At 62.9% G+C, this 23,848-nt stretch carries 17 protein-coding genes and 1 pseudogene; 14 read left to right on the forward strand and 4 right to left on the reverse strand.

The features are described from left to right. Window positions 1–8: 8 nt before the first annotated feature. The 3 genes from PFZ56_RS13375 to PFZ56_RS13385 all read right to left on the reverse strand — a co-directional run bounded on the left by PFZ56_RS13375 (window position 9) and on the right by PFZ56_RS13385 (window position 3,142). Window positions 9–1,538, reverse strand: coding sequence for a tripartite tricarboxylate transporter permease (locus tag PFZ56_RS13375; protein ID WP_170001320.1), 1,530 nt, complete (start codon window positions 1,536–1,538; stop codon window positions 9–11). After that, a complete protein-coding gene (locus PFZ56_RS13380) occupies window positions 1,535–2,068 on the reverse strand; it encodes a tripartite tricarboxylate transporter TctB family protein (protein WP_170001319.1) in 534 nt (177 codons plus the stop codon). Before PFZ56_RS13380 ends, PFZ56_RS13375 begins: the two co-directional genes overlap by 4 nt. Before the next feature lie 75 nt (window positions 2,069–2,143). Continuing rightward, window positions 2,144–3,142: a tripartite tricarboxylate transporter substrate binding protein gene (locus tag PFZ56_RS13385; RefSeq protein WP_110595107.1), complete on the reverse strand. Its 999-nt coding sequence runs from the start codon at window positions 3,140–3,142 to the stop codon at window positions 2,144–2,146. A 357-nt stretch (window positions 3,143–3,499) separates the two neighbouring features. On the opposite strand from PFZ56_RS13385, the pseudogene PFZ56_RS13390 reads away from it, so the two are divergent. The 6 genes and pseudogenes from PFZ56_RS13390 to PFZ56_RS13415 all read left to right on the forward strand — a co-directional run. Then, window positions 3,500–3,643, forward strand: a pseudogene (locus tag PFZ56_RS13390) (thioesterase); the annotation flags it as partial. Next, window positions 3,640–4,644, forward strand: coding sequence for a 4-hydroxythreonine-4-phosphate dehydrogenase PdxA (locus tag PFZ56_RS13395; protein WP_170001318.1), 1,005 nt, complete (start codon window positions 3,640–3,642; stop codon window positions 4,642–4,644). The pseudogene PFZ56_RS13390 and the gene PFZ56_RS13395, both read left to right, overlap by 4 nt. Before the next feature lie 343 nt (window positions 4,645–4,987). Beyond that, entirely contained in the window at window positions 4,988–6,313 is a 1,326-nt protein-coding gene (locus PFZ56_RS13400; protein WP_102878775.1) for an MFS transporter, read from the forward strand. 33 nt (window positions 6,314–6,346) lie between these two features. Continuing rightward, window positions 6,347–7,522: an L-rhamnonate dehydratase gene (locus PFZ56_RS13405; protein WP_102878776.1), complete on the forward strand. Its 1,176-nt coding sequence runs from the start codon at window positions 6,347–6,349 to the stop codon at window positions 7,520–7,522. A gap of 52 nt (window positions 7,523–7,574) precedes the next feature. Further along, window positions 7,575–8,570 (forward strand): AraD1 family protein, encoded by a 996-nt coding sequence (araD1, locus tag PFZ56_RS13410; RefSeq protein ID WP_110651928.1) that lies wholly within the window; start codon window positions 7,575–7,577, stop codon window positions 8,568–8,570. 42 nt (window positions 8,571–8,612) lie between these two features. Next, complete coding sequence (locus PFZ56_RS13415; protein ID WP_110651929.1) at window positions 8,613–10,193, forward strand: aldehyde dehydrogenase (NADP(+)); 1,581 nt, start codon at window positions 8,613–8,615, stop codon at window positions 10,191–10,193. Between the two features lie 191 nt (window positions 10,194–10,384). Here the strand turns inward: PFZ56_RS13415 and PFZ56_RS13420 are convergent, their stop codons facing one another. Continuing rightward, complete coding sequence (locus PFZ56_RS13420; RefSeq protein ID WP_170001317.1) at window positions 10,385–11,281, reverse strand: DMT family transporter; 897 nt, start codon at window positions 11,279–11,281, stop codon at window positions 10,385–10,387. 249 nt (window positions 11,282–11,530) lie between these two features. On the opposite strand from PFZ56_RS13420, the gene aceK reads away from it, so the two are divergent. The 8 genes from aceK to PFZ56_RS13460 all read left to right on the forward strand — a co-directional run bounded on the left by aceK (window position 11,531) and on the right by PFZ56_RS13460 (window position 23,820). Next, a complete protein-coding gene (gene aceK, locus PFZ56_RS13425; RefSeq protein WP_110651930.1) occupies window positions 11,531–13,252 on the forward strand; it encodes a bifunctional isocitrate dehydrogenase kinase/phosphatase in 1,722 nt (573 codons plus the stop codon). 132 nt (window positions 13,253–13,384) lie between these two features. Beyond that, a complete protein-coding gene (hrpA, locus tag PFZ56_RS13430) occupies window positions 13,385–17,296 on the forward strand; it encodes an ATP-dependent RNA helicase HrpA (protein WP_170001316.1) in 3,912 nt (1,303 codons plus the stop codon). 293 nt (window positions 17,297–17,589) lie between these two features. Next, entirely contained in the window at window positions 17,590–18,711 is a 1,122-nt protein-coding gene (locus PFZ56_RS13435; RefSeq protein WP_102861661.1) for a beta-ketoacyl-ACP synthase III, read from the forward strand. Window positions 18,712–18,791: 80 nt separating this feature from the next. Next, a complete protein-coding gene (locus PFZ56_RS13440; RefSeq protein WP_102861662.1) occupies window positions 18,792–19,406 on the forward strand; it encodes an RNA polymerase sigma factor in 615 nt (204 codons plus the stop codon). After that, window positions 19,400–19,633 carry an anti-sigma factor gene (locus tag PFZ56_RS13445; protein ID WP_102861663.1) on the forward strand — a complete coding sequence of 78 codons (234 nt, stop codon included), beginning with the start codon at window positions 19,400–19,402 and terminating at the stop codon, window positions 19,631–19,633. The genes PFZ56_RS13440 and PFZ56_RS13445 overlap by 7 nt, the downstream gene beginning before the upstream one ends. Window positions 19,634–19,927: 294 nt before the next feature. Beyond that, window positions 19,928–21,262, forward strand: a complete 1,335-nt coding sequence (locus PFZ56_RS13450; RefSeq protein WP_110595114.1) for an OprO/OprP family phosphate-selective porin — start codon at window positions 19,928–19,930, stop codon at window positions 21,260–21,262. A 662-nt stretch (window positions 21,263–21,924) separates the two neighbouring features. Further along, complete coding sequence (dmpG, locus tag PFZ56_RS13455) at window positions 21,925–22,926, forward strand: 4-hydroxy-2-oxovalerate aldolase (RefSeq protein WP_110595115.1); 1,002 nt, start codon at window positions 21,925–21,927, stop codon at window positions 22,924–22,926. Window positions 22,927–23,025: 99 nt separating this feature from the next. After that, window positions 23,026–23,820, forward strand: coding sequence for an acetaldehyde dehydrogenase (acetylating) (locus PFZ56_RS13460; RefSeq protein ID WP_394304638.1), 795 nt, complete (start codon window positions 23,026–23,028; stop codon window positions 23,818–23,820). Window positions 23,821–23,848: the final 28 nt, after the last annotated feature.

The following is a 23,848-nucleotide window of genomic DNA, read 5'->3' on the forward strand; positions in this document are numbered from 1 at the left end:
AGTAGCATTCAAGGGGAGGAATGACTGTCGGCCGGACCCTGCGAGCGGCCCTTGACCACGTGTTGCAAGGCCGTAGACAGCAGGGGCCAGAACAGCATGATCAGCGCCGCCGTGGTCAGGCTGCCCGCCAGCGGGTTGGACCAGAAGATCCCCAATTGCCCGTCGGAGAACAGCATCGATTGGCGGAAGGCATCCTCGGCCTTGTCTCCCAGTACTGCCGCCAGCACCAACGGCGCGATGGGGTAGCCGAGCTTTTTGAACAGGTAGCCCAGGGCGCCGAAGCCCAGCATCAGCACCACGTCGAAGAAGGCGTTGTGCACCGAGTAGGCACCAATGGCGCAGACCATGATGATGATCGGCGCAATGATCGAGAAAGGAATTCGCAGGATCGAGGCGAACAGCGGCACGGTGGCCAGCACCACGATCAGGCTGACCACGTTGCCCAGGTACATGCTGGCGATCAGGCCCCAGACGAAATCGTGCTGCTCGACAAACAGCGTCGGCCCCGGGTGCAGGCCCCAGATCATTAGCCCGCCGAGCATCACCGCGGCGGTGGCAGAACCGGGAATGCCCAGGGTCAGCATCGGCAGCAGGGCGCTGGTACCAGCAGCGTGGTCGGCGGTTTCCGGGGCGATCACGCCTTCGATCTCACCCTTGCCGAAGTGCTCGCTGTGCCTGGAGAAGCGCCGTGCCAGGCTGTAGCCCATGAACGAGGCTGCGGTGGGGCCGCCGGGTGTGATGCCCATCCAGCAGCCCACCAGGGTGCTGCGCACCAGCGTCAGCCAATAGCGCGGCAAGCGCGCCCAGGTACGCAGGATGATCATCGGCGTGATCCGCGCGTGCTCGCCACGGAACACCAGGCCTTCCTCCACAGTGCAGAGGATCTCGCCAATGCCGAACAGACCGATCACCGCCACTTCAAAGCTGATGCCGGTCATCAGCATCGGCTGGTCGAAGGTCAGTCGCAGGTTGCCCGACACCGTGTCCATGCCCACCGCGGCCATGGCGAAGCCGAGCATCATCGCCACCAGGGTTTTTAGCGGCGGGTTCTTGCTCATGCCAATGAACGTGCAGAACGCCAGCAGGTACACGGCGAAGAATTCCGGTGAGCTGAAGGACAGGGCGAACTCGGCAATCCGCGTCGACAGGAAGGTCAGCAGCAGCACGCCGCAGAGGGCACCGATCAGTGCCGAACTGAAGGCTGCGGTCAGGGCCTCGGCCGCCCGACCCTGGCGGGCCATGGGGTAGCCGTCGAAGGTAGTGGCCACCGATGAGGGCTCACCGGGAATGTTGAACAGGATCGAGGTGATCGAACCGCCGAACAACGCCCCCCAGTACATGCACGAAAGCAGGATAATCGCCGCCACCGGCGTCATGCTGAAGGTCAGCGGCAGTAACAGAGCGACACCGTTGGGCGCGCCGAGCCCGGGCAGCACTCCCACCAGGATACCCAGCAGTACGCCCACCACCATCAGTCCGATATGGCCGGGGGTGAGGATCAGGTTCATGCCTTGCAGCAGGGAGTCGAATTCGCTCATTTCAGGCGACTCCCGGCCAGGGCCAACCAGTCGCCCAGCGGCCCGGCATCCAGCGGCACCTTGAACCACAGGGCGAAGATCAGGTAGCTGGCCAGCACTGCTCCGAAGGACACGCCACTGATCATCCATCTGCCATAAGGCCGGGCCCGCAACCGGTCGCGCCACATGAACCAGGCGATGAACAGCGCTGAGGCCAGGTAGATGCCGGTGAACGGCATGGCCGCAACGAACAGGGCAATGGGAATGAACACCGAGAGCACCTGGACGAACGCCTTGCGGCTGACGAAGGCCAGGCCCAGGGCGTGCCAGCGCAGCCCGGTGAGCAGGGCGTTGGCGGCGCTGGCGCCACTGAGCAGCAGGCCGATGTAGAACGGGAAATACCCAGGCTGGGGGCCGGCGTCGCCCCAGCCGATGCCTTGTTCGAGGCTACCGAGCATCACCGCGGCGCCGATCAGGGCGGTGAACAGGGCCAGCCCGAGTTCGACCCAACGGGTGCCCAGGAGTGATGATGAATTTGCGCAATGGGACATGCTTGCACCTCCGAAAAAAGGGCGAGCGGCAGCGGCCCTGCCTGAGTCTCAGGCGGGGCGGGGCCGCCCGCGGGATCAGTCGCGCAGCCAGCCGGCTTCCTTGAAGACCGGGGTCACCCGTGCAGTGTCCTGCTCGATGTAGGCGTTCAGTGGCTCGCCTTCGAGAAAGGTCGGCACCAGGGCGTTCTGGCTCACATAGGCCTTGAATTCCGGAGCCTGGGTGACCTTGCGCAGCAGCTCGACGTAGAACGCTCGCTGCTCGGCACTGACCCCGCCGGGCATGAACACGGTGCGCGGGAAGCGGTACTGGTCGATCCCCAGGCCTTGGGAGTGGCAGGTGGGAATGTCTGACCAGGAGCGTTCGCCGGCGACCTTGTCGGTGTACTGCATGGGCTCGCGGCTGAACACACACAGTGGCCGGACCTGATTGCCGCGCCATTGGCTGATGCTTTCTGCGGGATTGTTGACGTTGCTGGCGATGTGTTTGCCCGCCAACTGGGTGGCCGCCTCACTGCCGCTCTTGAAGGGGATGTAGGTCAGCTTGCTGCCAATGGTGCGGTTCAGCAGCAGGGTCAGGGTCTGGTCGACGTCCTTGGACTGGCTGCCGCCCATGCGCAGCTTCGGCTCGGTTTTGACTGCCTCATAGAAAGCCTTGGCGTCTTTCCAGGGCGCGTCCTGGTAGGTCCAGAGGATGAAGTCGTCCTCGGCCAGGGCGGCCACCGGCGTCAGCTCCTGCCACTGGTAGCCGAGTTTCGCCACTAGCGGCAGCAAGTAGATGTTGTTTGTGCCGATCACCAGCTTGCCTGGATCGCCCTGGGCCATCTTCAGGTCAAGGAAGGCCTCTGCGCCGTTGCCTCCCCCCTTGTTCAGGACCACGGTGTTGACGTCCAGCAGCTTGTGGGTGGTGATGATTGACTGGATCAGTCGGCCGAGTTGGTCGGTACCGCCTCCGGGGCCACCGGCGATTACGATCTCGACGTTCTTTTCCGGCTGCCAGGCCAGGGCGGGCAGGGCGCAGAGCAGGCTGGCGCCGAGCAATAGGCGTGACGTGCGACGAACGAAGGTTGAGCGCATGGTAGAGCCTCTGGTTCTTGTCGTTGTTATGAGTGGCTTGTCCGTGGCCTGAGGCCGCAAGCCTGGAACCGAGTGTGGGAAGCCGGTGGCACGACGTCTACTCAAAACATGAGATACACCGATAGCCTGGGGTTATAGATCGACGGGGCGGCGCAGCAGGGAAGACGCTGAAACAGGCGGTTCAGAGCCTTTTGTGAACGGCGGTTGGAAAATACCGTAGAGCTTCGGAGTTCTCTGAATCCCTTGTAGGCATATCTTCCAGCTATCGGTGTATCTCAAGTTTTGATTAGACGGTTATCTCCAAGGCCTCGATAGTGCCCCCAACGTGGCGCTGTCCCAGTCGAGCGCTGCATGCATTACAACAATTTCAAACACAGGGTCGCCGATCTGCCACGGGCCGATCAGCAGCGCCTGTTCTACAGCAATGCGCAACAGCTCTTCCGTTGCGAGCCGGGCGTGGATGCGCGCCCCGAGCCTGAACCTGCAAGGAGTGAAGCATGAGCAAGAGCACCATCGCCATGGTCCTGGGGGACCCGGCTGGCATCGGCCCGGAACTCATTGCCCGGTTGTTGAGCCAGCCCCAGGTGCGGGCCCAGGCCAAGGTGATCCTGATTGCCGATGAAGCAGAAATGCGTCGCGGCATGGACATCGCCGGGTGCGAGTTTGCCTATCGCAAGGTCAGTACCCTGGAGTCGTTGGCGTTCACTGACGACACGCCGCTGTTCTATGATTTTCGCGGCAATGCAGTAGGCGAGTTTGCGCGCCGCCAAGCCAGCGCCGTGGGTGGGCGTTATTGCCTTGACACCCTCGAAGTGGCCCTGGGCCTGACCCGCGACGGGACCACCGACGCTGTGCTGTTCGGCCCCTTGAACAAGACCTCGCTGCACATGGCCGGTATGGCCCACAGCGATGAGCTGCACTGGTTCGCTGAGCGGTTGGACTTCCACGGGCCGTTCTGTGAGTTCAACGTCCTCGACAACCTCTGGACCTCACGGGTGACCTCCCATGTGGCCCTGGCCGAGGTGCCGGGCCTGCTCAGCCAGGCGCGAGTGCTGGAGGCCATCCAACTGATCGATCAGGCCCTCAAACGCAATGGTCTGGCACGGCCGCGCATCGGCGTCTGCGGTCTCAATCCGCACAATGGCGACCATGGCTCTTTTGGTCGCGAGGAGCTGGATATCATCGGCCCGGCAGTGAAGACCGCCCAGGCCCTGGGTATCGGCGCTGACGGGCCTTATCCGGCTGACACCATCTTCCTCAAGGTCCAGGGCGACGCCAGTGCCTTCGACGCGGTGGTGACCATGTACCACGACCAGGGGCAGATCGCGATCAAGCTCATGGGCTTTTCCCGTGGCGTCACCGTGCAGGGCGGCTTGCCTATTCCCATCACCACGCCGGCCCACGGTACGGCGTTCGATATTGCCGGGCAGGGCCTGGCCAATGCCGGCGCCATTGGCCAGGCCTTCGAGATCGCCTGCCGCATGGGCGCCCACCGCCACTGATCGCAGCGTTTGCTTGCTCGCGCATTCCCATGCCTAGGCATGGGAATGCTTTCTGGCATCCGCCGTTTGCCGGAACGCCTGGGCCGGCATGGCTGTAGGAGCCGGCTGGCCGGCGAAAGGCAGGCGCTCTCTCTGATAACCCTGAAAGGCAATAAAAGGTCTCTTGCGATCACCGGTGGTTATCGCTGGATACCCATAAGTGATTAGCCGGTGCTGTCGGCGCTGGCTAAAGTCGCCCCATCGATTGAGCGGCTGCCAGCGACTCCCTCAAGCGATCGAACAACTACAAGAAGCCCGCCTTGTCCCTTGCGCAAGGCATGATCGGCACTCAAGGAACATCCACATGACTCGTCCAGATTCCGCGCTGGCGCTCGCCAGCGCCATCTCCAAAAGCCGGCTGCGTCTGCTGCCGTTCCTGATCCTGATGTACATCCTGGCCTTTATCGACCGCTCCAACGTCGGCTTCGCCAAGGCCGCATTACAAGCCGATACCGGCCTCGGCGATGCGGCCTTCGCCTTTGGCGCGAGTATTTTCTTCATCGGCTACGCCTTCTTCGAAGTGCCCAGCAACTACATGCTGCATCGCCTTGGTGCGCGGGTCTGGCTGTGCCGGATCATGGTCACCTGGGGCCTGGTGTCGGCGGCGATGATGTTCGCCCACAACGCCCAGACCTTCTATGTGCTGCGCTTTCTCCTGGGCGTGGCCGAGGCCGGCTTCTTCCCGGGGATCATTCTGTACCTCACTTACTGGTTCCCGGCCCAGAGCCGGGGCCAGGCCCTGGGGCTGTTCTATTTCGGTCTGCCCTTGGCGCTGGTCTTGGGCAGCCCGCTGTCGGGTTGGTTGCTGGAGTTCCACGGCGTGTTCGGCCTGACCAACTGGCAATGGCTGTTCGTGGTCGAGGGCCTGATGGCCTCGGTCGTCGGCGTCGCCGCCTACTTTTACCTGGTGGATCGTCCCGGCGATGCACGCTGGTTGAGCCACGAGCAGAAGCAGGCGCTGCATGAGGCCCTGGCCGAAGAGGACGCGAGGAAAAAGGACAGCAGCCCCCACGGCTTCTTCAGTGCCTTGCGCAACCGCCGGGTCCTGCAATTCTGCCTGGCCTATTTCACCATCCAGATGAGCGTCTACGGCGTGGTGTTCTACCTGCCGACACGCATCGCCGGGCTGCTGGATGGCCACGTCGGCCTTAGCGTCGGGCTGATCACCGCGATTCCGTGGATCTGCGCCCTGCTGGTGACCCGTCTGGTGACTCGCTATGCCGACCGCAGTGGTCAGCACCGGCACCTGGCGGTGGTCATGCTGAGCATGGCCGCCCTGGGCATCGCTGCTTCGGCGCTGGGCAGCAGCATGGTGCCGGTGGTCCTGGCCTTCTGTTTCGCCGCCGCCGGCTTTGTCGCCGTGCAGCCGCTGTTCTGGACCATTCCCACCGGCTACCTCAGCGGCGCCGCGGCGGCCGGCGGCATCGCCCTGATCAACTCCATCGGCAACCTCGGCGGCTTTGTCGCGCCGAACCTCAAGACCCTGATGGAAACCCAGTTTGCCGACCCGCGTGCGGGGATGTTCGCCCTGGCCCTGGTCGGCATCCTCGGCGCCATTCTGTTGTCACGCCTGAATACCCGGCACACCCCGACCACTCCCAAACAGCTCACACCGGCCCAGGTCGGCTGATCACTACCCACGCCTTGCAAGGAAAACCTCCTGATGAAAATCACCGCGATCCGTACCCGTGTATTCGAGTGGAAAGGCAAAGTCGTGCCACCCCAGGCGCACTTTTGCACCAACGCCACGGACATCCTCTTCGAGCGTGGCGATGCCATGGGCTCGTTCCGTTTCCACGGCTGGCTGGTGGTGGAAGTGGAAACCGACAACGGCCTGGTGGGCATTGGCAATTGCGCCCTGGCGCCGCGGGTGGCCAAGGAAATCATCGACACCTACCTGGCCCCGATCGCCATCGGTGAGGACCCTTTCGACAACGAATACATCTGGCAGAAAATGTACCGTCAGAGCCACGCCTGGGGGCGCAAGGGCATCGGCATGGCGGCCATCTCGGCGATCGACATTGCCCTCTGGGACATCATGGGCAAAGCAGTGAACAAGCCGGTATTCAAGCTCCTCGGCGGGCGCACCAAGGACCAGATCTGGACCTACGCCTCCAAGCTCTACGCCAATGACAATCTCGATCTGTTCCTCGAAGAGGCCCAGGGCTACCTCAACCAGGGTTTCACCGCGCTGAAGATGCGCTTCGGCTACGGCCCCAAGGACGGTCCGCTCGGCATGCGCCGCAATATCGAGCAGGTACGCGCCCTGCGCGAACTGGTCGGCCCGGACGTGGACATCATGCTTGAGTGCTATATGGGCTGGACCCTGGAATACGCCCGGCGCATGTTGCCCAAGCTGGCGGAGTTCGAGCCGCGCTGGCTGGAGGAGCCGGTGATCGCCGATGACCTCGAAGGCTACGTCGAGCTGAAGAAGATGGGCATCATGCCGATCTCCGGCGGCGAGCACGAGTTCACTTCCTATGGCTTCAAGGACCTGCTGGAACGTCGCGCCGTCGACGTGATCCAGTACGACACCAACCGTGTCGGTGGCATCACCGCCGCGCGCAAGATCAACGCCATGGCCGAAGCCTGGTCGGTGCCGGTGATTCCCCATGCCGGGCAGATGCACAACTACCACTTGACCCTGTCCACCACGGCCTCGCCGATGGCCGAGTTCTTCCCGGTGTTCGACGTCGAGGTCGGCAACGAACTCTTCTATTACGTGTTCAAGGGCGAGCCGCAGCCGGTCAAGGGCTACATCCAGCTCGACGACCACAAACCGGGCCTGGGCCTGGAAATCTCCGAAGATTACCTGAGCGAATTCAACATCATCGAATAAGCCTCGGGCGCCGCTTGCGGGCGGCGCTGTGCAGACCTGTGGGAGAGCGAACATGCGCTTGATTCAATTTTTCAGCAGCACCGGTCAGCGTCAGGTCGGGGTGATCGAAGAGCAGCAACTGCGAGTATTGCGCAACACCGCCAGCACCCGAGAGTTGGCCCTGGCGGCGATCCGCAACCAGCGCACCCTGCAGCAGGAAGCGCAACGGCGTGGCAGTGATCCGGGGCCGGACTATGCACAGCTGCTGCAGCAGCGCCGGGTCCTGCCGCCCCTGGATCATGAGGACCCGGCCCACTGCCTGATCAGCGGCACCGGCCTGACTCACCTGGGCAGCGCCTCGGCCCGGGACAAGATGCACCAGCATGACGCTGGGGTGGAAGCCGGCATGACCGACACCATGCGCATCTTCAAATGGGGCCTGGAAGGCGGCAAGCCCGCAGCCGGGCAAGTGGGAGCCCAGCCGGAATGGTTCTACAAGGGCGACGGCAGCATTGTCGTACCTCCCGGCGGCGATTTTCCTGTACCGCCCTTTGCCGAGGATGCCGGCGAGGAGCCGGAGCTCACCGGCCTTTATGTGATCGGCGAGGATGGCCTGCCGTACCGCGTCGGTTATGCCCTGGGCAACGAGTTCTCCGACCATGTGATGGAGCGGCGCAACTACCTGTACCTGGCCCACTCGAAGCTGCGCTACTGCGCCTATGGCCCGGAATTGCGGGTCGGCGAACTGCCCCGGCACCTGGTGGGCCGCAGCCGCATCATCCGCGACGCTGAAGTGCTCTGGGAAAAGGAGTTTCTCAGCGGCGAGGACAACATGTGCCACAGCCTGGCCAACCTCGAATACCACCACTTCAAGTACGCGCAGTTCCTGCGTCCCGGTGACGTCCATGTGCACTACTTCGGCACCGCCACCCTGTCCTTTGCCGATGGGGTGCGCACGCGTCCCGGCGACCGCTTCCAGATCAGCCTCGAAGCCTTCGGTGCGCCCCTGGAAAACACCATCGGCGAAAGCGCCCAGCCCTTGGCCATTGGCCAGGTGCGTGCCCTGTAAACCTTCAATCACCGGCCCCTGGCGCCGGTCAAGGAATGCCTCATGACTCGTTTGTCTGGACACAACTACATTGGCGGCGGCCGCAGCGCACAGGGTGAGGTACAGCTGCACAGCCTGGATGCCGACAGTGGCCAAGCCCTGCCGGGAAGCTTCTTCCAGGCGACTGCGGCAGAAGTGGATGCCGCGGCCCGGGCCGCCGCGCAGGCCTTCCCGATGTACCGCAACCTCAGCGCCGAGAGGCGCGCCCAGTTTCTCGATGCCATTGCCGATGAACTGGATCGTCTCGGCGATGACTTCATCGCCACCGTCTGCCGGGAAACCGCCTTGCCCGCCGGGCGTATCCAGGGCGAGCGTGGGCGTACCAGCGGCCAGTTGCGCTTGTTCGCCAGGGTCCTGCGCCGGGGCGACTTCTATGCCGCACGCATCGACCGCGCCTTGCCCGAGCGCCAGCCGCTGCCGCGCCCGGACTTGCGCCAGTACCATATCGGCCTGGGCCCGGTGGCGGTATTCGGTGCGAGCAACTTTCCCCTGGCGTTCTCCACGGCCGGTGGCGACACCGCTGCGGCCCTGGCCGCCGGTTGCCCGGTGGTGTTCAAGGCCCACAGCGGACACATGGCGACCGCCGAGTGGGTGGCCGACGCGATCATCCGTGCGGCGCAGCGCAGCGAGATGCCCGCCGGGGTGTTCAACATGATCTACGGCGCCGGGGTCGGGGAGTGGCTGGTCAAGCACCCGGCGATCCAGGCGGTGGGCTTTACCGGCTCCCTCAAGGGCGGCAACGCTTTGTGTCAGATGGCTGCGAACCGGCCGCAGCCGATCCCGGTGTTCGCCGAGATGTCGAGCATCAACCCGGTGATCCTGCTGCCCGAGGCACTCAGGGTCCGGGGCGCGCGGATCGCCGCCGAACTGGCGGGCTCGGTGACCTTGGGCGCGGGTCAGTTCTGTACCAATCCGGGCCTGATCATCGGCCTGCGCTCGCCGCAGTTCAGCGCCTTTCTCCAAGCGTTCAGCGCGCAGATGGACCAGCAGGCGCCGCAGACCATGCTCAACAGCGGCACGCTGGCCAGCTACTGCCAGGGTGTTGAAGCCTTGCACCAGCATCCCCGCCTGCGGCACCTGGCGGGTCGGCCACAACAGGGCGCCCAGGCACAGGCTCAGCTATTCCAGGCTGATGTCAGCCTGTTGCTGGAGGGGGATGAACGGCTTCAGGAGGAAGTCTTCGGCCCAGCCAGCATCGTCATCGAAGTGGCTGATTGGAGCGAGCTGGCAGCGGCCTTGCAGGGGCTGCGCGGGCAACTGACCGCGACCCTGATCGGCGAGGAGCCGGAGTTGCTGGAGCATCGCTGGTTGACCGAGACCCTGCAGGACAAGGTCGGTCGGCTGTTGCTCAACGGTTATCCGACCGGGGTCGAAGTCTGCGATGCCATGGTTCATGGCGGGCCTTACCCGGCCACTTCCGATGCCCGGGGCACCTCGGTGGGCAGTCTGGCGATCGAGCGCTTCCTGCGGCCGGTGTGTTTCCAGAACTACCCGGACGCGCTGTTGCCCGAAGCCCTGCGCAATGCCAACCCGTTGGGTATTCGGCGTCTGGTGGATGGCGAAATGAGCAACGCCGCGCTTTAGGCTCCGTAGCCGCTGCCGAGCTCCGGCGAGGCTGCGAAAAGGCCCGCAGGGCCTTGCTTGACGGTCTGCTGCCGAACCTTGTGCGGGCGCCAGATGGCCGCGTCTGCTGCGTCGCAATGCCGCCCAAGCCGTTCGCCGCCTGCGGCAGCGGCTACACGACCCGCGCTAGCCGTGGCCACAAGAGCCACGGGTCAGCGAGCGCTGCTCGTGACCGTGGGCCGCAGCACCAGCCACAGGGCGGCGCCAATCAGCGCGCCGCCATACAGATGCGCCATGGACAGCGGCTCATCCAGCAGCAAGGCCCCCCACAACACGCCGAACGGCGGAATCATGAAGGTCACGGTCATTGATCGCACCGGACCGATGGCGCTGAGCAGACGGAAATACAGCACATAGGCAAACGCCGTGCAGCCCAGCCCCAAGCCCAGCAGCGACAGCCACACGCTCCAGCCACCCCAACTGGCTGGCGGCTGGCTGATGGCGTTGTAGGCGAACAGGGGCAACAGCAGCAGGGTGGCACCGAGCATGCTGCCCAGCGCCGAGAGGCGACTGTCCAGGCCGCCGGCCTGATCCAGCCAGCGCCGCGCGAGGAAGCCGGCAAAGCCGTAGCAGGTGGTGGCCATCAGGCAGGACAGGGCGCCCAGCAGCAGTTCATGGTCGAAGGCCACGGGGCCGGCGCGGGTCAGGATGCCGACGCCGAACAAGCCCAGGCAGACGCCGGCGATCTTGCTCAGGCTCAGCCGCTCATGAAAGAACAGCCCGCCGATCAACACCCCCATCAAGGGCGTGGTGGCATTGAAGATCGCCGAGTAGCCGGCAGGCAGCACCTGGGCTGCCACCGAATACATCGTTGCCGGTATGCCTGAGTTGATCACACCGAGCAGCAACACGGTCTTGAGCTTGCCGCGAAAATTCCAGTCGACCCGCATCAGCGCCAGCATGACCAGCAGCCCGAGCGCGGCAATCGACACCCGGAAAAACGCCGTGGGTACGCTGCCCAGCACCGGGGCGATGATGCGCATGAATAAAAAGCTCGCGCCCCAGATGGCGGCCAGCGACAACAGACGCAGGAGATCGACAAGTCTCACGGAAGGATCCTTCGGTTTGAGGGCGGGGATCTTGCCCAGCGCTGGCGGGCATGGCAAACCTTATTGGCGCACAGGGCGAAGAAACCCGGCACTGGGTTTGTTGTGTCCCACGATCCGCCACACAAGCCTGGGGAGCAGGGCGACTGCCGGGTCATTTTCCGGCGTACGCTTGATCACAAAAATACGCTTCTCCTCAAGCCGTTTCACTGGCTAAGCTCTGGCATCGTAAATTCCCGCAGAGGTCTACTTATGCCGCAGTCATGGCCCGCCGCCGATATCGCTCGAATGATCCTCGATGGCTTCGACGACTACCGCGAGCATTTTCGCCAGATCACCGACGGTGCCCGGCAACGCTTCGAGCAGGCGCAATGGCAGGAAGCGCAGAGGGCCTCGGCGGCGCGGATCAACCTGTATGAGGAAAAGGTCGGGGAAACCGTGGCCCGGTTGCACCAGTCCTTCAGCGACGATGCGTTGATGGATGTCGGCCAGTGGCCCCTGGTGAAAAGCGCCTACATCAGCCTGATCGACCTGCGTTTTGACGATGAGCTGTCCGAGACCTGGTACAACTCGATCTTCTGCGGGCTGTTCAGCCATGACCTGATCAGCGACGGCTGCATGTTCATCCACACCACCCGGCCCAGCCTGCGCCGGGCCCGGGCCGCGCAGACCCGCAGCTACCACCCCAAGGGCAACCTGCCGGCGATGCTCGAACAGGTGTTCGCCGACTACCGCTTCAGCGAGGACTATGCCGACCTGCCGGGGGACCTGCGGCGCCTGGAGGCGCAACTGCGGGAGAACCTGCCGGACTGGGTGTGCAAGGACCCGGAATTGACCCTGGAACTGTTCTCCTCGGTGCTCTACCGCAACAAGGGCGCCTATCTGGTGGGGCGCATCTTCACCCACGAGGAACAGTGGCCACTGGTGATTCCGCTGCTGCATCGTGAAGGCCGGGGCATCCAGATCGATGCGCTGATCACCGACGAAGCCGATGTCTCGATCATCTTCTCCTTCACCCGCTCGTATTTCATGGTGGATGTGCCGGTGCCGGCGGAATTCATCGGCTTTCTCAAGCGCATCCTGCCGGGCAAGCACATCGCCGAGCTGTACACCTCCATCGGCTTCTACAAACACGGCAAGTCGGAGTTCTACCGCGCCCTGATCAACCACCTGGCCAGCACCGATGACCGTTTCATCATGGCTCCCGGTGTGCGCGGCATGGTCATGAGCGTGTTCACCCTGCCGGGCTTCAACACCGTGTTCAAGATCATCAAGGACCGCTTCTCGCCGTCGAAGAACGTCGACCGGGCCACGGTGATCGAGAAGTACCGGTTGGTGAAAAGCGTCGACCGGGTCGGGCGCATGGCCGATACCCAGGAGTTCGCCGATTTCCGCTTCCCCCTGAGCAAGTTCGACCCGGCCTGCCTTGAGGAACTGTTGGAAGTGGCGCCGTCCACCGTGGCCGTGGAAGACCAGACCGTGCTGATCCGCCACTGCTGGACCGAGCGCCGCATGACCCCGCTCAACCTCTACCTGGAGCACGCCAACCCGGATCAGGTCCGCGAGGCCCTGGAGGACTACGGCCTGGCGATCAAGCAACTGGCGGCAGCCAACATCTTCCCCGGCGACATGCTGCTGAAAAACTTCGGCGTGACCCGTCACGGCCGGGTGGTGTTCTACGACTACGACGAGATCTGCTACCTCACCGAAGCCAACTTCCGTCACATTCCGGCGCCCCGTACGCCGGAGGACGAGATGGCTTCCGAGCCCTGGTATTCCATCGGCCCCCACGACGTGTTTCCCGAGGAGTTCCCGCCGTTCCTGTTCGCCGATGCCGGCCAGCGCAAGCTGTTCGACCAGTTGCACGGCGAGCTGTACAACGCCGACTACTGGAAGGGCCTGCAGGACGCCATCCGCGCTGGCAAGATCATCGATGTCTTCCCTTACCGGCGCAAAGGCCTGGAAGACGAATAGAAGTGCAGGAGCCGGCGTGCCAGCGAAGGTGCCCGTGAGCACGCCTTCGCCGGCACGCCGGCTCCTACGTATTGCCTGCGCTTTTCTGCGACAATCGCGCCCTGCCTACATAGACGACATTTTGCGTACCTGATGACTTCCGAATCGCCTGCAATCGACCAACTGTTGAAAAACCTCGATCAAGCCATGCTCGCCGACCGCCACCGGTTGCGCCGGCAGTTGCTTGAACTGCGCAAGAAGCCCGACGAGGCCAAGCTCGCCCAGTGGCTGGAGCGGATGCAGGCGTCGTGCAACCTGGTGACGGCGCGGCGCGACAGCGTGCCGCTGATCCGCTATGACGACAGCCTGCCGATCGCCGCCAAGCGCGACGAGATCAAGGAGGCGCTGCTCAAGCATCAGGTGCTGATCATTGCCGGTGAGACCGGCTCGGGCAAAACCACCCAGTTGCCGAAGATCTGTCTGGAGATCGGTCGCGGCCAGCAGGGGCTGATCGGCCATACCCAGCCCCGGCGGATCGCTGCCCGTAGCGTCGCCAGCCGAGTGGCCGAAGAACTGGCTACGCCCCTAGGGGCGCTGGTGGGTTACCAGGTGCGTTTCGAGGATCAGAGCGACTCCAGCACCCTGATCAAGTTGATGACCGACGGCATCCTGCTGGCGGAAACCCAGAACGACCGTTACCTGGAGCGCTACGACACGATCATCGTCGACGAGGCCCACGAGCGCAGTCTGAACATCGACTTCCTCCTCGGTTACCTCAAGACCCTGTTGCCTCGGCGTCCGGACCTGAAGGTCATCATCACCTCGGCCACCATCGACCTGGAGCGCTTCTCCAAGCACTTCGATAACGCGCCGATCGTCGAAGTCTCTGGCCGCACCTTTCCGGTGGAAACCTGGTATCGCCCCCTGACCCTGGAGCAGGACGAGGAGGGCAACCGGGTCGAGGACGACCTGACGGTGGACCAGGCGATCCTCGCCACCCTGGATGAAATCGCCGCCTACGAGCGCAGCGAACGCCGCAGTCCCGGAGACGTGCTGGTGTTCCTGCCGGGGGAGCGGGAAATTCGCGACGCCGCGGACATGCTGCGCAAGGCTCAGCTCAAGCACACCGAGATCCTGCCGCTGTACGCGCGCCTGTCGCCGGCGGAACAGCAGCGGATCTTCCAGTCCCACCCGGGCCGGCGGGTGGTGCTGGCGACCAACGTTGCGGAAACCTCGCTGACCGTGCCGGGCATTCGCTATGTGATCGACAGCGGCACTGCACGCATCAGCCGCTACAGCTACCGGGCCAAGGTCCAGCGCCTGCCCATCGAGGCGGTGTCCCAGGCCAGCGCCAACCAGCGTAAAGGCCGTTGTGGCCGGGTCGAGCCGGGGATCTGCGTGCGCCTGTACAGCGAGGAAGATTTCCTCGGCCGGCCGGAGTTCACCGATCCGGAAATCCTGCGTACCAACCTGGCGGCGGTGATCCTGCAGATGCTCCATCTGCGCCTGGGGGAAATCACCGCCTTCCCGTTTATCGAGCCGCCGGATGGCAAGGCCATCAGCGACGGTTTCAACCTGTTGCAAGAACTCTCGGCAGTGGACCGCAACAGCCAGTTGACGCCTCTGGGCCGGCAACTGGCGCGGCTGCCGGTGGACCCGCGGATGGGCCGCATGCTGCTGGAAGCGGCCAAGCTCGGCAGCCTGCAGGAAGTGCTGATCGTTGCCAGTGCCATGTCGATCCAGGACCCTCGCGAACGTCCGCCGGAGCGTCAGCAAGCCGCCGACCAGGCTCACGCGCAGTGGAAGGACGTGGATTCGGACTTCGCCGGGCTGGTCAATCTGTGGCGCGGCTTTGAAGAGCAGCGCCAGGCCCTGACCGCCAGCCCGCTGCGCAACTGGTGCCGCAAGAACTTCCTGAATTACCTGCGCCTGCGGGAATGGCGCGATTCGCACCGGCAGCTGAGCCTGATCTGCCGCGACCTGCAACTGAGCCTGAACAAGGAACCGGCGGACTACCCGAAACTGCACAAGGCAGTGCTGGTGGGCCTGCTGAGCCAGATCGGCCAGAAGACCGAAGACGGCGATTATCTGGGGGCTCGTCAGCGACGTTTCTGGATTCACCCGTCCTCGGGCCTGGGCAAGAAGCGCCCGCAATGGCTGATGACTGCCGAGCTGGTGGAGACCACCAAGCTCTATGCGCGCATGGTGGCCAAGATCGAGCCCGACTGGATCGAGCCCCTGGCCGGCCACCTGGTGAAGAAGAACCACTTCGAACCCCATTGGGAGAAGAAGCGTGGCCAGGTGGTGGCCTACGAGCAGATCACCCTGTTCGGGCTGATCGTGGTCGGCCGTCGGCCGGTGCATTACGGGCCAGTGGACCCGGTGGTGTCCCGCGAGTTGTTTATCCGCGAAGCCCTGGTGCGCGGTGAGATCCAGTCCAAGGCCAAGTGCCTGAGCGCCAACACCCAGTTGCTGGAACAGCTCGACGCCCTGGAAGCCAAGGCTCGGCGCCGGGACATCCTGGCGGACGAGGAAACCCTGTTCGCCTTCTACGACGAGCGCCTGCCGGCGGAGATCCACCAGACCGCGACCTTCGACAGTTGGTACCGGGTCCACAGCCAGAAGAACCCGCAGCTGTTGATCATGCGCGAAGAAGACGTGCTGGCTCGCGAGGCCAGTGAAGTCACCGCCAAGCAGTACCCGGACACCCTGCATATTGGCGATCTGGAACTGGCCCTGAGTTATCACTTCGAGCCCAACCACCCCCGGGACGGCGTGACCCTACGGGTGCCGGCGCCCCTGCTGCCGGCGCTGCCCGCCGAACGCCTGGAATGGCTGGTGCCGGGACTGATCGAGGCCAAGTGCATCGCCCTGGTGCGCAACCTGCCCAAGGCCCTGCGCAAAAACTTCGTGCCAGTGCCGGACTTCGTCAAGGCGGCCTTGCAGCGCATGGTCTTCGCCGAAGGCTCGTTGCCCCAGGCCCTGGGCCGCGAACTGTTGCGCATGACCGGTGCCCGGGTCAGCGACGAGGCCTGGAGCGAGGCCGCGCAGCAGGTGGAGAGCCACCTGCGGATGAACCTGGAAATCGTCGACGCCCAGGGCAAGTTCCTTGGCGAAGGTCGCGACCTGGCCGAACTGACCGCGCGTTTTGCCGAAGCCAGCCAGGCCGCCCTGGCCGTGCCGCAAACCGCCAAGAGCCAGCAGCCGGTGGAGGCCCGTGTGTTTGCCGCGGTCGCGGAAAAGACCCAGCAGAAGATCGCCGGACTGTCGATGACGGTGTACCCGGCCCTGGTGGAAGAGGCGGGGATGGTCAAGGAAGGGCGTTTCTCCACCGCCGCCGAGGCCGAATTCCAGCATCGCCGGGCCCTGCAGCGCCTGCTGTTGCAGCAATTGGCCGAACCGGCCAAGTTCCTGCGCGGCAAGCTGCCGGGGCTGACTGAGCTGGGCCTGCTGTACCGTGAACTGGGCCGGGTCGATGCCCTGGTGGAGGATATCCTCCTGGCCAGCCTCGACAGCTGCATCCTCGACGGCGAAGCCTCGCTGCCTCGCGATGGCGCGGGCCTGGCGTCCCTGGCCGAGCGCAAGCGCGGCGCCTGGACCGAGCACGCCGAGCGTCTGGCGCGCCTGACCCTGGAGATTCTCAAGCTCTGGCACGGCCTGCAAAAACGCTTCAAGGGCAAGATCGACCTGGCCCAGGCGGTGGCCCTCAACGACATCAAGTCGCAGTTGGCGAATCTGGTGTACCCGGGCTTTGTCCGGGAAACCCCGGCCCTGTGGCTCAAGGAACTGCCGCGCTACCTCAAGGCGGTGGAACTGCGTTTCGAGAAACTCGGCAGCCAGCTGCAGAAGGATCGGGTCTGGAGCACTGAGCTGGCGGGCCTGTGGAGCCAGTACCAGACCCGGGCGCAGAAGCATGCCCAGGAAGGCAAGCGCGACCCGCAACTGGAGCTGTATCGCTGGTGGCTGGAGGAATACCGGGTGTCCTTGTTTGCCCAGCAACTGGGGACCAAGGTGCCGATTTCCGACAAACGCCTGAACAAGCAGTGGAGCCAGGTCGAAGCCTGAGCCCATGCAGGCGCCGGCTCCCCAGCGAAGGTGTCTGCGTGGGCAACTCAAGGCTCCAAGGCCCCTTCGCCGGCAAGCCGGCGCCCACCGGGCACACTGCAATTGCGGCGAAATGCCGGTGTTTATGGCAAACTCCGCCGTCATAAATACCGGCCCTGTTGTTCTGTACCCCAGGCAAACGGGCGGATCGGAATAAAGCGATGCCAGGAAGGCTCCCACCAGCGGGGCAGTCCGTTTATGGTTTGGCACGGCGGTGCCAAGACCTTCTGCCTCATCACACTAGAGGAACGACCGTGCATAACGTCGTCATCAGCGGCACCGGCCTGTTTACCCCGGCCAACAGCATTTCCAACGAAGAGCTGGTGGAATCTTTCAATGCCTACGTCCACCAGTTCAACAGCGACAACGCCGCGGCCATCGAGCGGGGCGAGGTGCAGGCCCTGACCGAATCCAACGCCGCTTTCATTGAAAAGGCCTCGGGGATCAAAAGTCGCTTCGTCATGGACAAGGACGGCATCCTCGACCCGCAACGCATGGCTCCGCGCCTGCCGGAACGTTCCAACGACGAATGGTCGGTGCTTTGCCAGATGGCGGTCGCCGCCGCCGAACAGGCCCTGCAACGGGCCGGCAAGACCGCCGCCGACATCGACGGGGTGATCGTTGCCTGTTCCAACCTGCAGCGTGCCTATCCGGCCATCGCCATCGAAGTCCAGGCCGCCCTGGGCATCCAGGGCTTCGGCTTTGACATGAACGTGGCCTGTTCTTCGGCGACCTTCGGCATCCAGGCTGCCTGCAACAGCGTGCAACTGGGCCAGGCCCGGGCCATCCTGATGGTCAACCCGGAAGTCTGCACCGGACACTTGAACTTCCGTGACCGCGACAGCCACTTCATCTTCGGCGACGCCGCCACCGCGGTGATCATCGAGCGTGCCGACCTCGCCACCTCGGCCCAGCAGTTCGAGATCGTCAGCACCAAGTTGCTGACCCAGTTCTCCAACAACATCCGCAACAACTTCGGTTTCCTCAACCGCGCGGCGGAAGAGGGCATAGGTGCCCGGGACAAGCTGTTCGTCCAGGAAGGCCGCAAGGTGTTCCGTGACGTATGCCCGATGGTGGCCGAACTGATCGCGGCCCACCTGGAAGAAAACCAACTCAATGTCGGCGACGTGAAGCGCTTCTGGCTGCACCAGGCCAACCTGAGCATGAACCACCTGATCGTCAAGAAACTCCTGGGCCGTGAAGCCACGGTGGAAGAGGCCCCGGTGATTCTCGACACTTACGCCAACACCAGTTCGGCCGGCTCGGTGATTGCCTTCCACAAGTACCAGGACGACCTGGCCAGCGGCTCCCTGGCCGTGCTCAGTTCCTTCGGCGCCGGCTACTCCATCGGCAGCGTACTGCTGCGCAAGCGTTGATCTAGGCTGATGCGGGTGTGGCGCAGGGCCGGGTTGGCGCGTCACACCCTCTCAAACCTGCATGATTGAACGAGGCACGAATGGCTGCTGCTGATGACACGCAACTGCTAGAGCGCCTTTTGGCGGGTGAGCAAAAGGCATACAAGGAACTGGTCAGTACCTACCAGAGCGCTATGCGCGCGGTGGCTTACGCCATTGTCGGCAACCGCCATGCCGATGAAGTGGTACAGGACGCCTGGTTGTCGGTGGTGCGCAATCTGTCAGGGTTTCAGGGGCGTTCCAGCCTCAAGACCTGGCTGCTGACCATCACGTCCAACGCGGCCAAGGGCCGTTACAAACAGAATCGCCGGGAAGTCCTGCTGGATGACTTGCCCGCCCCCCACGGCACTGTGGGCGATGAGCGTTTCTCTTCCAGCGATGGCCACTGGCTGGTGGCGCCCTTCGCCTGGCACGAAGACACCCCGGAGGCCCTGCTGACCGAGTCCGAGCTGCGTGACTGCCTGGAGCACACTCTGCTCAGCCTCTCGGAACTGCAAAGCAGCGTCCTGCTGTTGCGCGAACGTCAGGGGTTGGAGCTGGAAGAAATCTGTAATCTTTTGGGGCTCACGCTCTCCAATGTACGGGTGCTGTTGCACCGGGCGCGTTTGAAAGTCTTCGCCACCGTGGAGCATTTTGAGGAAACCGGCCAATGCTGACCTGTAAGGAACAAGTGGCACGTTCCAGCGACTACCTGGACGGCCAGCTGAGTTTTCGCGAGCGCCTGATGGTTCGCCATCATCTGCTGTTCTGCCCCAATTGCCGGCGTTTCATTCGTCAGATGCGCCTGCTCCAGGCTACGTTGCGGGTGCTTCCCGAGCCGCCTCTGGAAGGCCTGGACGAACTGGCCGAACGCCTGGCTGCCGAGCACAAGCGCGACCTCTGACCTTTCCCCCATGCGGATGCCGCCGTGCATCCGCATCTGTCATCAATCGGTCATCCGATCGAAGGTGACAGCCCTGTAATGTCCCCCCATTCCCCCGCAAACCCTGGCGAAAGCGCTCTAGCACGGGCTTTTTGCCTTATTGCATTTCGAAGTAAAAAAGTTCCCCTGTAATTAAATCTTTATCTATCAGCAACCCGGCTGAAATAACCCATCGCCAAGATTCCCACCCAACACCAGCGGGCCAACCCCGCGTGTTTTCCAACGCTACAGACCACCAATTAGGGGAACTCTTCGATGATCCGTAAGCACTTCGCCGGTTTTGCCGCCAGCGCCCTGGCCCTGGCAGTAACCGCCCAGGCTTTCGCTGGCACCGTCACCACCGACGGCGCCGATATCGTAGTCAAAACCAAGGGCGGCCTTGAGGTTGCTACCACCGACTCCGCATTCAGCTTCAAGCTGGGCGGTCGTCTGCAAGCCGACTATGGCCGTTTCGACGGGTTCTACACCAAGAATGGTGATACCGGCGACGGCGCCTACTTCCGCCGCGCCTATCTGGAATTGGGCGGCACCGCCTACAAGGATTGGAAATACCAGATCAGCTACGACTTCTCCCACAACTCGGGCACCGCCGATGACGGTTACTTCGACGAGGCGTCCATCTCTTATGTGGGCTTCAAGCCGGTGACCATTCGCGCCGGTCGTTTCGACGCCGACTTCGGTCTGGAGAAGGCCACCAGCTCCAAGTGGGTCACCTCCATGGAGCGTAACGCCGCCTACGAGCTGGCCGACTGGATCAACTCCCACGAGAACGGCATGGGGCTGCAGGTCAGCTCGGTGGTGGCCGACATGGCTTACCTGTCCGGCAGCGTCTCGGCCAAGGACATCAACGACAGCGATGGCGACAGCGTCAAGCAGCTCAACGCCCGTGCCGTGTTTGCACCGCTGCATGAAACCGGCAACGTCCTGCACTTCGGCCTGGACTTCGCCAGCCGCGATCTGGGCGACACCGCCTTCGACTCGCGGATTCGTCCTCGCCTGGGCGTGCGTGGCATCGCCACCAACGGCGGCAACGATGCCGGCGCCAACGGCAACCGCGCTACCTTCGGCGGTGGCGTGGGCCTGAACGCCTCGAACCTGACGACAGCAGGCGCTTATGACAATGACCGAGTGTTCGGCGGCGAGTTCGCCTTCGCCAGTGGCCCGTTCTCGGCCCAGGCGGAATACCTGACTCGCAAGCTCAAAGCCGACAGCAACGCTTACAAGGACGTCAAGGCCAACGGTTTCTACGGCCAACTGGCCTACACCCTGACCGGCGAATCCCGGGTCTACAAACTCGATGGCGCCAAGTTCGACACCATCAAGCCGGAAAACAAGCAGTACGGTGCCTGGGAAGTGTTCTACCGCTACGACAACATCAAGGTTGATGACAAGAACATCGTCGCCGCCACCGCTACCCGTGAAGTTGGCGATGCCAAGGCCAACATGAACACCATCGGGGTCAACTGGTACGCCAACGAGGCGATCAAGGTGTCCGCCAACTACATCAAGGTCAGCACCGACAAGATCAGCAACAGCGTTGGCGATGACAGTGGCGACGCCCTGGTGGCTCGCGTGCAGTACGTGTTCTAAGGCTGTTGCAACATCCAGGTAGAGCTCTTTCTCATCCGTTATAGCTCCTCTCGTTTTGACCCCGCTGCGGCGGGGTTTTTTTTTGCCCGAATACGGCAATACGCTGTTTCTGGAGTGAAAGTTATAGCGATCGAAGGACGCTAGTTAGCCCCTTGGCAGGCGTCAAATTTAAAAAATAAATAGCCTCTGGATAGTTCCCGTCGAGTTTATTTTCGCTGTTGAAATCCGCCATCAATCGCTCTCGCTACAGCCGTTGGCGAAAGTGCTCATGGGCCAGTCGATACGGGGCAATGGTGGATGAGGCGAGGGCGTCGATATGGTTTTTTTTCTGGAGTGATTTTCTTTCTTAAAAAATATTACGGTTTTTTAGAATGAAATTAGTGCGGTTGACAGTCTCGGAATGGCTATGGAAGTATCAAAAAAGATTTCAGATCAAGCATTGGGGAAGTTGTCTGAAAGATAGTGTTCTACATGGAGTTTTGTAGAGCTGGTCAGGCTGATTGTTGTCAGGGAAGTTAGAGCTTTAACCGGATTGTTAATACGCTGGTGGCCGGCGCTGGTTGGTTTGGTCATGCCCCGGCCCGATAAGCCCTTCAAGGAAGTGAAGGGTGGGGCAGAGTCATTAAGTACCCCTGTACCGGGGGTCGCAAGGGATTGCTGACATGACGAAAGTTGAACTTTACGACCCGACACTTCGGGACGGTAATCATGCGCTCGGGCACCGCCTTGGCCTGGAGGACATCAGTGCCTATTGCCGCGCCGTGGATGCCTGTGGGCTCTATTGCGTGGAGGTCGGTCATGGCAACGGCCTGGGCGCTTCGTCCCTGCAGTTGGGGCTGGCTCCCCACAGTGATGAAGCGATGTTGAGCACCGCCCGGGAAGCCTTGCAGCAGACCCGCCTGGGGATTCATGCGATTCCCGGGTTCGCCAGGATCGATCATCTGCACATGGCCATCGAGCAGGGCGTGGATGTGCTGCGCATCGCCTGCCATTGCACCGAGGCCGATATCACCGCGCGCTACATCGACTTCGTCAAGTCACGGGGCGCCGAGGCCCAGGGCGTGCTGATGATGACCCACATGGCCAGTGCCCGGACCCTGCTGGAGCAGGCCCGACTGCAGGTCAGCTACGGCGCCGACGCCATTGTGCTGATGGATTCCGCCGGGGCCTACATGGAGCAGGACGCCTTTGAAAAGGTCTCGCTGCTGGCCCAGGAGTTGCCGGTGCCCATAGGTTTTCACGGGCATAACAACCTGGGGCTGGCGGTGGCCAACAGCCTGAGCGCGGTCAGGGCCGGAGCCCGGTTGCTCGACGGCACCATCAACGGCCTCGGCGCCGGCGCCGGCAATACCCCCCTGGAAGTGTTGTGCGCGGCGCTGATGAAGCTCGGTCTGGTGGACGAGGCTCGGGCCTTTGCCATGATCGTCGCCTCGGAGCAGAGCACGGACCGGATCAAGAGCGCGCAGCCCCATATCAGTGCCATGAACATTGTCAGCGGTTTGTACGGGGTGTTCTCGGGGTTTGAAAAACCGGTGTTGAAGGCCGCACAACAACATGGTGTCGCGGCGCTGGATATATATCGCGTGCTGGGCAAAAGAAAAGTAGTGGCAGGTCAGGAAGACCTGATTATTGAAGTTGCGATGAATCTGGCCAAGGCGCTGTGAATTCAACTGACTTCCCATAAGCAAGGAGAGCGCTTTATGGTACTTAGAGTCGCGATATTAGGCAGCGGTAATATTGGCTGTGATCTTCTGTTGAAGGTCATGCGCAGTTCTTATTTGCGCTGTGATTATTTTATTGGGCGCAATCAACAGTCGGCGGGGCTGGACTATGCCGCAAAACTGGGAGTGCGTTGTGATCATCGCGGTATTGATAAGTTAGTTGAACATCTGGATGAAGTTGATGTGGTGTTCGATGCCAGCAGTGCCCAGGCCCATGTGCAACATGCCCAAGTGTTGGAGGGGCAGGGCAAGTTGCTGATCAACCTGACTCCGGCCGATACCGGCGTCTGGTGTGTGCCCACGATCAATTCGAGCACGTTGCGGGATGTAGAGAACCTCAACATGGTCACCTGCGGTGGCCAGGCCTCCCTGCCGATCGTGCACGCGCTGCGGCGCACCGGGCAGCACCTGAACTACGTGGAGGCGGTGTCGTCGATTTCCGCCCGCAGTGCCGGCTCCGCAACCCGGCTGAATGTGAACGAGTACCTGTGCACCACGGAGAAGGCCCTCAAGCATTTCTCCGGCGCCCCGAGCGTCAAGTCGATCCTCAACATCAATCCGGCCGATCCGCCGGTGGACATGCAGACCACGGTCTTCGCCCTGATAGACAAACCGGACATGGCCGAGCTGCGGCACAGTGTCCGCGTGATGCTCGATCAGGTGCGCCAGTACATGCCCGGCTACTCGCTGATCATGGAACCCAGCCTGATCGACGGCAAAGTGGTGACCATGGTCCGGGCCAGGGGGGCAGGGGACTACTTGCCGGCCTATGCGGGCAATCTGGACATCATCACCAGTGCGGCAGTCCGGGCCGCCGAAGATCGTTGCCGGAACTGAACCCAGGACGGGTTCGAGGTTTATCTCA

The sequence above is a fragment of the Pseudomonas danubii genome (assembly GCF_042980055.1).
GTDB lineage: Bacteria > Pseudomonadota > Gammaproteobacteria > Pseudomonadales > Pseudomonadaceae > Aquipseudomonas > Aquipseudomonas danubii.